A 12,477-nucleotide genomic window follows, 5' to 3' on the forward strand; every position below is an offset into this window, starting at 1 on the left:
TCGGGAAAAGTGTTGTTCCAGGCGGGTTTCCCGGTCGTCCCGATGGCACGTTGTTTACGAAAACGTCAATGGGCTGAATAGATTAGACCTTGTCTGCCGGTCAAATTGGGGTGGTTTCGTAAAGTCGATCGCGCATAAGTATATTTTTCCATTGTAGGTAAATTTTACATAAATTCGAATGGACTAAAATAGAAATACGTCATTATCGGAATATAAACATTTATTTGCGATACTATCGTCAAGTATATTTGAAAGTGTCGCTGATTTCTACTTATGCGGCATTTGTTTGTGTAACCTCCACCAGAGAGAGCTTGTTCGTGAAAATATTGAAGGTCTGCGTAAAGCCTTTCTACACGCTATATAAGCAATCTCGAACGCTGATTGCCGATAGATCGGGCAATTTCGCAACGATGACCGCTCTGCTCGCCGTTCCGCTGATCGTTGCGGCTGGTCTTGCCATCGACGTCACCGATGCGATGCTGGTCAGGAATGATCTCTACAATGCGGCCGATGCGGCTGCGATCGGCGCTATCGCGTCGTCCTCTCCCGCCGTTGCCGCGGCGATGGCGATGACCAGTGATGGCACTGTGACCGTTGGCCAGGATGACGCCAACAAGCTCTTCTTCGGCCAGACATCGAGCGATTTGCAGAGCATACCCGTCAACGTCAATATCGCGGTGACGAGAGCCTCGAACGTCGTGTCTTCCAACGTCAGCTTCTCTGCAAGCGTGCCGACAACGCTGATGCAGCTGCTCGGACAAACCTCGGTTCCGATCAGCGGTGTCGCTTCGGCGCAGTACCAGATGGCAAGCTTCATCGATTTCTACATGCTGCTGGATAATACGCCGTCCATGGGGGTCGGGGCCACATTAAGTGACATTACGACTTTGCAGAGCCATACCAGCGATACCTGCGCCTTCGCCTGCCACAATCTCAATACGACGAATAACTACTATAATCTGGCGAAAAGCCTCAACGTAAAGATGCGCATCGATGTGGTGCGGCAAGCGACGCAATCGTTGACGGATACGGCAACAACGAACCGGGTGACCCCGGATCAATATCGTATGGCTGTCTACACCTTTGGAACCAAAGCCGAAGCCATCGGATTGACAAACGTATCCGCGCTGTCAGCCGATATGACGCAAGTGAAAAACTCCACAAGCGCCGTCGACCTGATGACCACTCCCAGTCAGAACTATAACAGTGACCAGGACACAAGCTTCGATACCATGCTCACCCAGATCAAGCCGGTCATCGGCACAGGCGGGGGAGGCACCAGTAGCACCGATCGTGCGAAGGTATTGTTTTTTGTGACCGATGGCGTGGGCGACAGCTACAAGCCGACAACCTGCACGAAGCCGACTACCGGCGGCCGCTGCCAGGAGCCGCTCGATACGTCCTTCTGTCAGCCGCTGAAGAACCAGAACGTCAAGATCGCCATTCTCTACACGACCTATCTGCCGCTGCCGCAGAACGCCTGGTACAATACCTGGATCGCGCCGTTCCAATCGCAGATCGGCACTGACCTGCAGAATTGCGCCTCACCCGGCCTCTACTTCGAAGTCAGCCCAACTCAGGGCATCACGGATGCCATGAATGCACTGTTTCTGAAGGTCATCCGCACACCGCGGCTCACCGGCTGACGGTGCGCTTCCGCGGATACGTTCAATGGTAGCCTGATGTGTGGGCCGTCAGCAGCTTAGCTGACAGGCTGGCTGCGGCCGACATGCCGGACGGTGTCAATGAAAGCCCGGAGTTTCGGCGCCAGCTCTGCACGACGGGGAAAGTAAAGAAACAAGCCGGCTTCCGTCACGGCATGGTGGGGTAGGAGTTCAATCAGCTTGCCGGCCGCAATATCCGGCTGGACAAGAGGCTCGAACACATAGGCTAGGCCGACGCCTGCCAAGGTCAGTTCGATTGCCGAGTGGGATTCGGTGACGATCGCCTTGCCTCGCACTGTGACGGCCACGTCCCGTCCGTCTTCAACAAACTCCCATTGGTAGAGGCCACCCGAACGAATGAGCCGATAGCCGATGCAATTGTGGTTTGAGAGATCGCGGAGTGTCATCGGGCGGCCGAAGCGCCCGATATAATCGGGTGAAGCGACAACGATCGACCGGAAGGGCGGCGTCAGGCGTACGGCGACCATATCCTGCGCGATCATCTCGCCGATGCGAATGCCGGCGTCGAAGCCTTCTGCGACGATATCGGTCAGCCGTTCGTCGGAGAAGATCTCCACCTCGATTTCGGGATAGCGTTCGCTCATGGCTGCAATGATGGGTGTGACGGCAAGCGGCAGGCACACACGGGGCGCATTGATGCGCAGAAGACCGCTCGGCCTTCCTTTGACCGACCGAATGCGCTCGATCCGCTCGTGAATATCCTGCAGGGCCGGGACCACTGTGCTGATGAGGTTCTTGCCGGCCTCCGTCAGCGCGACGCTGCGTGTCGTGCGGGCAAAGAGCGGCTGACCGAGCCGCTCCTCCACCAGCCGGACGGCATGACTGACGGCTGAAGCGCTCATGCCCAGCTCGCTGGCGGCAGCAGCGAAACCTCCCCGACGAGCGACGGCGGCAATGACCGGCAGGTGTGTCAGCAAATCGCGATCCATTGCTGAGCTATATCGCATGATGCATGCCAATTAAATGATCTTATAAAGGGGAAGAAAGTCGGCGAACTTGTCTCCACCAAACGCGCGGAGCCATCGACGGTCAGGCGAGGCCAGGCGCTCAAAGAGGAGCATACGCATGAGCATGGAATTCTACACTCTCGGTAACAGCGGTCTCAAGGTAACCCGGCTCGCCCTCGGCACGATGACATTCGGCACTGAATGGGGTTGGGGAGCGGACAAGGAAGCGGCGCGCGCAATCTTCAATGCCTATGTCGATGCCGGAGGCAATTTCTTCGATACTGCCGATGCCTATACGGGCGGGACATCCGAAACCTGGCTCGGTGAATTCATCGCCGAACGCGGACTGCGTGACGATGCGGTGATAGCGACCAAGTTCACTATGAACCTTACCGCTCAGTCGCCGAATGCAGCCGGCAACGGTCGCAAGAACATATTGCGAGCCGTCGAGGGTTCGTTGAAGCGGCTCAACACCGACCATATCGATCTCTATCTGATGCATTGCTGGGATCGGCTCACCCCACCTGAAGAGGTGATGCGGACGTTTGACGATCTCGTTCGCTCAGGCAAGGTGCTCCATGTCGGCCTGTCCGACGTGCCGGCCTGGTATGCCAGCCGCGCTCAGGCCGTCGCGGAACATCGTGGCTATGAGCCGATATCGGCCTTGCAGCTCGAATATTCCCTGGCGGAGCGCAATATCGAAAACGAGTTCGTCCCGTTTGGCACCCGCTATGGCGCCGGCATCATGGCCTGGAGCCCGCTGGCGAGCGGCCTTCTAAGCGGCAAGTATCGTGCCAGCGGCGGCCAGCAGACTGAGGGCCGGCTTGAGACGGTGCGAGGCACTACAAATCCAGGTTTTCAGAAGTTCACCGAGCGCAACTGGGCAATCGTCGCGGAGCTGGAAAAAGTGTCGGCCGAGCTCGGGCGCAGTATGGCGCAGGTGGCCGTGAACTGGGCCATGACGCAGCCGGGCATCGCCTCGATCATCATCGGGGCAACGAAGCTCGATCAGTTGAAGGACAATCTTGGCGCTCTGGACTTCGAGATCCAGCCGGAGTTGCGCGAGCGGTTGAACGACGTCAGCGGCTTGCAGCCAATTTTCCCCTATTCCTTCTTTGGACCAGAAATTCAGGGCTCGATGACCGGTGGGCAGACGGTGGGAGGAAAGCCGGTCGGCTATTATCCGGATCTCAACATTTCGGGAAAATTTGCCGGCGTCAGCTGAAGCGGCAAGCCAGGATCGGTTAGGCAGGCGTTTTGTCGGCCATATTGCCGGGGCGGCGCTAATGGGGAAGGGGGCGCTGCGAGGTTAGGTCGCTTTGCTATGGCAGAAGGACAGTCGGCGCCACGTCAAGGCTTATCGTGCATGGCACCGTCCGCAACTTTCGACCCCGATTTATCCATGTCGGGGTCAAAAACCTCTGAAAGCGTCTTTAAAATTCGCAGCACGCCTGGATGGTTGCAAGTATAATATCTGAACTGCGCCTGACGGCGGACCTTGACGATCCCTGAATGATAAAGTCGCGTCAAATGTTGGCTCAGTGCAGATTGCGATATTCCAAGCTTTTTGGCCAGGCTGTTGACGTCCTCTTCGTGATTGGACAAGTAAATGCAAACCTCCAGACGTTTCGGATTGGAAAGCTGACTGAGAAGATCTGCGTGATAGATGAGGCGTTCATCTTCTGTGGTTTCGTCCGAGTACATGCCGCGTCCGATCGTCTATGGGTGTTTAATCTCTGGAGTTCAGGCGTCAAACGATAATCAATGCAAAAATTGCAAAATTATGTTCTGAGCCATTGCGAATATATTGCACCCTCGCCGTGCGACTGAACCTCCCGCACGGACTGATCGCCACCGAGCAGCCCGTGTCAATCGACAACTAGGGTCGTATTGCAATTTGTGAATATGTCGGTGGGCGATTTCGCGATTATTCTGTAACAAAATCGAACGAACTGCCTTGTTTTCGTCCGGCTTTTGACATCGCACTGCAAATTAACCGGCGTATCTTCCGTTGTAGCGAACAGGAGATAACGATGACCCAGCGGGACCTGACGATCACCGAAGTTCTCAAAGATCCGCTGATCCGGCAGATCATGCGCGCGGATCGCATCTCTGTTACTGGGATGGCGGCGTTGCTGCAGGACGCTGCGCGCAGGCAGCGGCTTGCGCGCAAATTCACCGTGTCCGCCGATCTCGCGCCGATTGCCAGTGTGGCCGCACAGACCATGCGTCAGTCTGATCTGCGTTGATATCGTCGCTGCTGGGTGCGGGGGTCATCGATCCCGCGGTCGATTCAGCATGGCGGGCTCGGCCGATGAATCCTCAGCGCTTTTGCCTGCCTTCCCCGGCCGTCTCCCACATCAGAGCGCACCGCTCCGGTTGAGCGAAATCGCGTAGACGCTGATGATCGCGGAAGCACAGATTGGATGCTGCTTCCGGCACCAGGATCTTGCCCACGAGATGCCCGTCGGGCGCGATGCAATGAGCGCCGTCGGCAGCGGATAACCAAAGGTTGCCGTCGCTGTCGAGCCGCATGCCATCGCCGCAGCCGGGCGAGATCATATGGAGCACGCCGCCGGAGAGGCGCCAGTTTTCATCGACATTGAAGACGCGGATATGCTGCGGATCGCCGCTGTGAATACGGCCGGTATCGGCGACATGGAGCTTCTTCTCGTCCCGGCTGAGAAGAAATAGCACGACCGCAAGCCGCGCCATTACCGCCTACGAAGCGGGCGACCCGGGATCCCGCTATGAAGTCATTTTTCGAAGCGGTTATTCCCCGACAGCGTTGGCGATACGGCAGAGATTCTTGCTCATGTTCGGGGCCACTTGTCCCTGTTGTACGATGAAAACCACATCGACCCGGCTGCCCTTGTCATTTTTGCGGACCACGACGCGCAGGGTTTGTGGCCGTCCGGATCCGCTCGTTTCCTGCTGAGCCGTCAACGTGCCGAGTTTCTTCTCCACATTCACATCGACAAAGCCTTCCGCCAGAACTGCGCGGGAGACCTTGTCAAAGGCCGCGTTCGGATTGACTGACGGAAAAATCATCCAGGTCTTGTAGGTGACACCCGTGACCAAAGGAACGCCGCTGCTCTCATAGTGGCTCGCGCAGGTGTCCGCCAATGCCGGGGACGCCGAAAGAACCGCAAGCGCAAATGCAAAACCTGTCCTTGTATGCATGATTCTACAGCCTATTTTGATTGAACGGGAAGGAGAGGGCAAATCAATGAGGTGCAATTGATACTATTTTACCGCGAACATGTCTATCTGCGGTAGCTCGCATAAATGGAGGATTTCAAGCCTTGGCTTTTGGGCAGCTTGAGTGAAAGCTGCCTTTGGGAAAATGAAAGCGGCGCCGTAGGGGCGGCTATGGGTGAGCTGCGGCTCCATCGTTCACAAACGTATCCTTCATCGCGCGCAGGATGATGACCGCCGATGCAGCACCGGGATCGATGTGCCCGAGCGATCTTTGCCCGAGGCGGGCTGCGCGACCGCGAGCGGCGACCATGGAGCTTGTCGAATCTGCACCGGTTTCAGCAGCGTCCAGAATGGCGCTCCACATGCCGGCGACCTCAAGCGAGCGTGCCCTGGCTTCGATAGCGGCTTCGGCTGCGGGGATCCAGGCGTCCAACATGGTCTTGTCGCCCCGCTGGCCCTTGCCGCGTTGCTGAATGCCGGCGCGCATCTCGTCCACAATCATCGCCTGGGAGGCTGGGGAAAGGGATTCATCCGCCTTCAACGCCTGCGAGGCCCGGCGGAACGCCGTCGCGTAGAGAGGGCCGGTTGATGCGCCGACCGCATCCAGAAAGGCCGAGGCCGCGACGGCAAATATCTCAGAGGGCAGGGCTTGGGCCGCGTCGAGCTTTGTCAGTTCGGCATTTACCGCCATGAAGCCGAGGGACATGGTGATCCCATGGTCAGCGTCCCCGATAGCGCCATCCAGCTCCGAGAGGCGATCCTTCTCGGCATTGATTGCGATTGATATGCGCTGAAACATGCTGCCCAGGCATCGCGCGGCTTTTTCCGACATCGTCTTCCTCCCGGTCCCAGCAGTTCCATAAGCTGCCGGGCTCATTCTTATACGATCACCCGACTTTCAGGGCGAAGGTGTCGCACGGGTGGTGCAGCAGCTCCGCCAGTTCCTGGTCGAGATGCAATATGGATATGGATGCGCCGACCATATCGAGCGACGTGCAGTAGTGTCCCACCCAGTTCGCCTCGATTTTGATGTCCTTGGCGCTCAGCCTCTGCTCAACGCGCCGGAACAGAATATAGAGCTCCATCATCGGCGTCGCGCCGAAGGAATTGATCAATACCGCGACCCGGTCACCCGCGACGGGCTTCATCTCGGCAAAGATCCGGTCCATGACGCGGTCCGTGATCTCGTCGGCGTTCATCATTTTTTCGCGGGTGACACCGCGTTCGCCATGAATGCCCATGCCGAACTCGATATCGTCGGGGCCGATCTCAAAATTGTGGCGCCGTGTCTGCGGCAGAGAGCAGGGCTCGAGCGCCACACCCATGGTGAAGGTCCGGTCATTGGCCTTGCGCGTCGCAGCCTCGCAGGCATCGAGCGGCAAGCCCTTGTCGCAGGCGGCTCCCGCAATCTTGAAAATGAAGAAATTGCCGGCGACGCCGCGTCGTCCCTCTTTGTCCTCGATGGGTGAGGAGGCAATGTCATCGGTCGTCAGCACGGTGCGGACTTCGATCCGTTCTTCCTGGGCCATTTCGGCAGCCATTTCGAAGTTCATGACGTCGCCGGCATAGTTGCCATAGACGAAAAGCACGCCTTTCCCGCCTGAAGCCGCTCTGGCGCATTCGAGAATCGGCGTGGGTGGCGGCGAGGAGAAGATGTTGCCGATGGCGACTGCGTCGGCCAGACCCTTGCCGACATAGCCCAGAAAGCCAGGTTCGTGGCCCGTACCGCCGCCGATGACGAGGCCGACCTTTCCGGACCGGGGGCCATTCCGTGCAACCAGTGCCCGGTTTGATCCCTTGATCGGTGCGATGTGTGACGCATGCGCCTTGACGGCGCCATCCAGCATCTCGTCGACCACATCATCGGGATTGTTGAGGAACTTCTTGATATGTGTGCGATAGCCGCTTGGCATCGCGACACTGTTATCCGCTCTCGGACGCTGGGCCCCCTTCTGATCGAATGTCGTGACGCCATCGGCGTTCAAAATGCCTCGACCCGTCGCCGCATCGGTAATCAGTACGTTGATGTAGCCGCCGCGCAGCGCCGCAAGGATGGCCGGCACCTTGTCGAAGCCGCCGGCGACGGCGATGCGCAGGCCGATCGATTTCAGCATGGCGAGGGATATGCCGATGGTGCGATCGTCGAGGGGCCCGGCGACGGGCTGGCCTTTCGCATCGATAAAGCGCCCGGCGACGACACCCACCGCATTCTTGGCCAGATAGTCTTGCAGCGAGACGGACTCGAAGAAGCCGCTGCTGTGGATCGTCGAGTTCGGCCGCAGCGACGATACGCCGAAGACCGCCTTGTTGGCTTTGGAGAGCACAGCAAACTCATCTTCGATCAGCGGTTCCTGCAACAGGATGTCCCGGACTTCCGTCGTCGAAACGATGGCCGGAGCCGTGATGTTGACAAGCTTTCCGCCGGTGGCATTGGCGAAGGCGGCTGCGCAAAGCTCCGGCGTATAGGCGAAACGCGCCCGCGTGCCGCCGGTCGCCTGAACGACGGTTACATCCTGCAGGTTCGGAACATGCGCCTGCTCACCGATCGCAAGGACCGTGCGGCCCCAGGCGACGGCCAGCGTATCGCCGGATTTCAGTAGCCTGGCAATGGCCTGTGCGCCGGCCGTGCCGAGACGGTCGATCAGCGGACGTGATCCATCGTCACTCGGCACGACAAGACAGTCGTGCAGGCCGAAATGGCGCTTGAGTTCCAGCGCTATAGAGAGGGAACTCAGCCGAGAGGGCTCGAGCGAGATATTGACGATGCCGCGGCTGCGCGCGTCAGCCAGATAGCTATTCACGGTCGCCCGTGAGATGCCCATGATGTCGGCGATCTCGCCCTGGGTCTTGCCGTCCTCGTAATAGAGCCAACAAGCCCAGACGTAGGGGTCGTCGCCATAGCGCAGCGGCATGGTATCGGTCGCGTCCGGCGCGCCCGCCTTGTTTGCACCTGTCTTGCTGACCGAGAATGCCTTGCCTGTCATCACGATTCCCTTTTCCCGTCAGAAGATGGAAGCAATGGCGTATGTTTGCAAATGCTTCTTCTTGGGAATGGCGGCGCGCGACCCCGCGGCAGAGCACGGGATCGGGCAGCCCTGGGAGAGCCCGTTTATCGGAGCCGTGCGCGAGCCCCCTGAGAAAGTTCTTTCAGGATGATTGCGCAGGAGGTCGCACCCGCGTCGAGCACGCCGAGCGACCGTTCGCCCAGCCGGCTGGCGCGGCCGATTCTGGCCACAAGATTGAGGGTGGAGTCGCGGCCAGCTTCGCTGGCGGCCACCAACGCATCGAGCGCTTCGGCGAAGGACTTGCCGGCGGCATTGGCGGCATCGAATGCCTCGATCGCCGGAACCAGCGTGTCGAGCAAGGTTTTGTCGCCGACCTTCGCCGAACCGATCGATTGGATGCCTTCCAGCCCCGCATGCAGCGCCCGGCTATAGGCTGCGCTATCGATCGCATCGATGCCATCGAGCTTTTCGGCAAATTCGGTGAACATCACGCCATAGAGCGGGCCCATGGAGCCGCCGATCTCAGTCATAAGCACGGTGCCCAGCGTGTCGAGCGAAGCCGATAACGACTGGTTCTTGCCCTTCAGGCGTTCGGATGCCATGCCGAAGCCCTTGGCCATGTTGACGCCGTGATCGCCGTCGCCGATCTTGCCGTCGATCTCGCTGAGATAGGCGCGGTTCTCGACGATGCGGTCAGCCATCGCCAAGACGATGTCGCTGGCCGTTGCATTATTGAATGTCTGCATGAATGCGTCCCCCTCAGATGAGCGTCGTGCACTTGACCTCGACGTCCAGGAGCTCCTTGAGCTCCTCGTCGAGGGCCATAACGGTCAGCGTCGCGCCGACCATTTCAAGCGACGTGAAGTAGTTGCCGATATAGGTTCTGTAGATCGTCAGGCCCCGTTCGGAGATCTTCGCTTCGATCGTATCGTTGAGGATATAGAGTTCGTTAACCGGTGTCGCACCAAGCCCCGATACGAGAACGGCCACCTCGGTTCCGGTAGCAAGATTATGATCATCGAGGACGATCTGGCACATGGCGTCGCCGATCTCGGCTGCCGTTTTCAGGGGCTCCACGCGAACGCCGGGCTCGCCGTGGTGACCGATGCCGACTTCCATCGTGCCGGGCGCAATCTGGAAGTTCGGATGGCCGACGGCGGGCAGGGTGCAGGGACCGAGACCGATGCCGACGGAGCGGCAGCTGTCGATTGCCTTCTGAGCGGCAACGCGAACCTCCTCCAGGCTTGCCCCCTTGGAAGCCTTGGCGCCGCCGATCTTCCACATGAAGATTTCGCCAGCCACGCCGCGGCGCTTCTCGCGCTCCTCGGGCGGAGCCGAGCACACATCGTCGTTGGCGACGACGGTGGCGACTTCGATGCCGTCCTTTGCGGCAAGCTTTGTTGCCATCTTCACGTTCATGTTGTCGCCGGCATAGTTGCCGTACAGGCAGATGACGCCGCGGCCGCCATTGGCCTCGCGAATGGCGTCGTGGAAGCTCTTGGCCGTTGGAGAGGAAAAGAGCTCGCCGACTGCAACCGCATCCAGCATGTTCTTACCCGTATAGCCGATGAAGGCCGGCTCATGGCCTGAGCCGCCGCCGGTGACCACGCCGACCTTTCCGGCATGGGGCGCATCCTTGGCGACGACGACGCGCGGATTTTCTGCCAGACGGACAATGTCCGAATGGGCTTTGATGAAGCCTTTTACAGTATCTTCAACGACTTCATCGGGATTGTTGATGAACCGCTGCATGGTCTCTCCTGTCGAATTATTGAGCGTTTGCGCTCAGAGAATGGTGTAGCCGCCGTCGATCAGCAGATCGGCGCCGTTGATCATGTCCGCACCGGACGAAGAGAGGAAAACAGCCGCGGCTGCGATCTCCTGAGGGAAGGCGAAACGGCCGGTCGGGATGCGCTTTTTAGCGGCTTCACCCTTTTCGCCGGCCCAGGCCTTCTTGCCGAGCTCGGTGAGCACGATGGTCGGCGAGATGGTGTTGACGTTGATGCCGTGTTTGCCCCATTCGGCGGCGAAGGTCTTGGACATGCCGATCACGCCGAACTTGGAGGCGCAATAGGCGACATGGTCTTCGATAGCGACCGTGCCTGCCTGCGAGGCGAGGTTGACGATCTTGCCGCCCTTGCCGGCGGCGATCATGGCGCGGCCGACAGCCTGCGTGACCAGGAATGTGCCCTTGAGGTTGATGTTGATCGTCTTGTCCCAGTAATCCAGCGGCAGATCCTCGGCAGGTGCGAGAAAGACGACGCCGGCGCTGTTGACGGCGATGTCGATGCCGCCAAAATGCGAGACAACGTCGCTCACCGCCTTGTTGACCGAGGCGGGATCGGAAACATCGCAGACGAACGGCGCAGCATCGCCGCCGATTTCGGCAGCCTTGGCCTTGGCCATATCGACATTGATATCGAGAACGGCGACCTTAGCGCCCTTGGAGGCGAAAGCCGTTGCGACGGCGGCGCCAATGCCTGATCCGCCGCCAGTGACGAGGGCGACCTTGCCTGACAGCGGGAAATTCAAATCAATGTCTGGGGATGTCTCGGTCATCGTTTTCAAGCCTCTGTCTTTTGGGGGAAGCGGGGCGACATGTTCGCCCCGCCGCAGTGATTTTACTTGCGAGTCTCAAGCAGCTTGTCGACGTTCTCTGCCGTTACCGGGGTCCAGGGAACGTTGTAATTCTTCTCCTTGCCGTCGTTGAACGGCATGTCCGGATACTGCGACCAGATCTTGGATTCCGGCTTGTAGTTGCCCTTCTTGGCGGCGAAGATCGCAAGATCGAGTGCGCCCTGCGCCTGTGCGCTCGCATCCTGCAGGATCGAGGTCATCGTGCCCTGCTTGACGGCATGGAGCGCGTCGGTGATGCCGTCGATGCCGGCAATGGCGAAATCCTTGACGTTGAGCTTCGCGGCCTTGATCGCCTCGATCGCGCCAAGCGCCATCTCGTCGTTCTGGCCGATGACGCCGCTGATCTGGCCCGGATGGGCCGTCAGCCAGTTTTCCATCAGCTTCTGGGCTTCCGCGCGCGACCAGTTCGCGGTCTGGTCTTCCAGCACCTTCACATTCGGGCACTCGGCAAGCGCCTTCTTGTTGCCTTCGAGGCGCGAGATCTGCGCCGACTGGCCGATCGGGCCTTCGAGGATGACGACATTGCCCTTGCAGCCGATCTTGTCGAGCACGGTCTTGGCTTCCATGTAGCCGGAGATCGTATCGTTGGAGCCGACATAGGACGTCAGAAGATCGGAGTTCACACGGGTATTGGAGCCGACGACAGGGATGCCGGCGTCATGGGCTGCCTGAACGGCGGTCGCCGCAGCTTCGATGTCGATCGGCACGAAGATGATCGCGTCGAACTTTTGCGTGATCATCGTATTGACCTGTTCCTGCTGAACGAGCGCATCATAGCGGCCGTCGAAAACGGTCAGATCAACGTTGCCATTCTTGACGGCGGGGTGTTCCTTCAGTGCAGCGGACCAAATCTGCATGAACTCGGCATTGAGGCCGTATGGAGCGGCGCCGATCTTTAGCTTCTTGTCCTGGGCGAGGGACGGCGAGGCCAGAAGTGCGGTGGCCGCTGCAAGAGCAATAAGTAATTTCTTCATTACAATTCTCCTCCGTTAAAGTCCGGCC

General features: G+C 59.0%; 12 protein-coding genes and 1 pseudogene. 3 read left to right on the forward strand and 10 right to left on the reverse strand.

Annotation, left to right across the window (positions count from 1 at the left end):
* Window positions 1-326: 326 nt before the first annotated feature.
* Entirely contained in the window at window positions 327-1,646 is a 1,320-nt protein-coding gene (locus RHSP_RS23265) for a TadE/TadG family type IV pilus assembly protein (protein ID WP_276307843.1), read from the forward strand.
* A gap of 56 nt (window positions 1,647-1,702) precedes the next feature.
* Here the strand turns inward: RHSP_RS23265 and RHSP_RS23270 are convergent, their stop codons facing one another.
* Window positions 1,703-2,614: a LysR family transcriptional regulator gene (locus tag RHSP_RS23270; RefSeq protein ID WP_004124068.1), complete on the reverse strand. Its 912-nt coding sequence runs from the start codon at window positions 2,612-2,614 to the stop codon at window positions 1,703-1,705.
* 136 nt (window positions 2,615-2,750) lie between these two features.
* Here RHSP_RS23270 and RHSP_RS23275 point away from each other — a divergent pair, with 136 nt between their 5' ends.
* Window positions 2,751-3,857 carry an aldo/keto reductase gene (locus tag RHSP_RS23275; RefSeq protein ID WP_004124071.1) on the forward strand — a complete coding sequence of 369 codons (1,107 nt, stop codon included), beginning with the start codon at window positions 2,751-2,753 and terminating at the stop codon, window positions 3,855-3,857.
* Window positions 3,858-3,982: 125 nt separating this feature from the next.
* Here RHSP_RS23275 and nrcR read toward each other — a convergent pair whose 3' ends face one another.
* The gene (gene nrcR, locus RHSP_RS23280; RefSeq protein WP_081615350.1) at window positions 3,983-4,336 is read right to left on the reverse strand and encodes a transcriptional regulator NrcR; all 354 of its coding nucleotides are present in this window, start codon (window positions 4,334-4,336) and stop codon (window positions 3,983-3,985) included.
* 329 nt (window positions 4,337-4,665) lie between these two features.
* Here nrcR and RHSP_RS23285 point away from each other — a divergent pair, with 329 nt between their 5' ends.
* Window positions 4,666-4,881: a hypothetical protein gene (locus tag RHSP_RS23285; RefSeq protein WP_004124076.1), complete on the forward strand. Its 216-nt coding sequence runs from the start codon at window positions 4,666-4,668 to the stop codon at window positions 4,879-4,881.
* Between the two features lie 111 nt (window positions 4,882-4,992).
* Here the strand turns inward: RHSP_RS23285 and RHSP_RS23290 are convergent.
* The 8 genes and pseudogenes from RHSP_RS23290 to RHSP_RS23325 form a co-directional block, all read right to left on the reverse strand.
* Window positions 4,993-5,314, reverse strand: a pseudogene (locus RHSP_RS23290) (SMP-30/gluconolactonase/LRE family protein); the annotation flags it as partial.
* 90 nt (window positions 5,315-5,404) lie between these two features.
* Window positions 5,405-5,758 (reverse strand): hypothetical protein, encoded by a 354-nt coding sequence (locus RHSP_RS23295; protein WP_240535497.1) that lies wholly within the window; start codon window positions 5,756-5,758, stop codon window positions 5,405-5,407.
* A 244-nt stretch (window positions 5,759-6,002) separates the two neighbouring features.
* Window positions 6,003-6,665: a dihydroxyacetone kinase subunit DhaL gene (gene dhaL / locus RHSP_RS23300; protein ID WP_004124083.1), complete on the reverse strand. Its 663-nt coding sequence runs from the start codon at window positions 6,663-6,665 to the stop codon at window positions 6,003-6,005.
* A gap of 55 nt (window positions 6,666-6,720) precedes the next feature.
* Window positions 6,721-8,817, reverse strand: coding sequence for a bifunctional sugar-binding transcriptional regulator/dihydroxyacetone kinase subunit DhaK (locus RHSP_RS33965; protein ID WP_004124085.1), 2,097 nt, complete (start codon window positions 8,815-8,817; stop codon window positions 6,721-6,723).
* A 125-nt stretch (window positions 8,818-8,942) separates the two neighbouring features.
* Window positions 8,943-9,584 (reverse strand): dihydroxyacetone kinase subunit DhaL, encoded by a 642-nt coding sequence (gene dhaL, locus RHSP_RS23310; protein WP_004124087.1) that lies wholly within the window; start codon window positions 9,582-9,584, stop codon window positions 8,943-8,945.
* 13 nt (window positions 9,585-9,597) lie between these two features.
* Complete coding sequence (locus tag RHSP_RS23315) at window positions 9,598-10,590, reverse strand: dihydroxyacetone kinase subunit DhaK (protein WP_004124090.1); 993 nt, start codon at window positions 10,588-10,590, stop codon at window positions 9,598-9,600.
* A 33-nt stretch (window positions 10,591-10,623) separates the two neighbouring features.
* Complete coding sequence (locus RHSP_RS23320; protein ID WP_004124094.1) at window positions 10,624-11,397, reverse strand: SDR family oxidoreductase; 774 nt, start codon at window positions 11,395-11,397, stop codon at window positions 10,624-10,626.
* 62 nt (window positions 11,398-11,459) lie between these two features.
* The gene (locus RHSP_RS23325) at window positions 11,460-12,449 is read right to left on the reverse strand and encodes a substrate-binding domain-containing protein (protein WP_004124098.1); all 990 of its coding nucleotides are present in this window, start codon (window positions 12,447-12,449) and stop codon (window positions 11,460-11,462) included.
* Between the last annotated feature and the right edge of the window lie 28 nt (window positions 12,450-12,477).

The sequence above is a fragment of the Rhizobium freirei PRF 81 genome, from assembly GCF_000359745.1.
GTDB classification, from domain to species: Bacteria; Pseudomonadota; Alphaproteobacteria; order Rhizobiales; family Rhizobiaceae; genus Rhizobium; species Rhizobium freirei.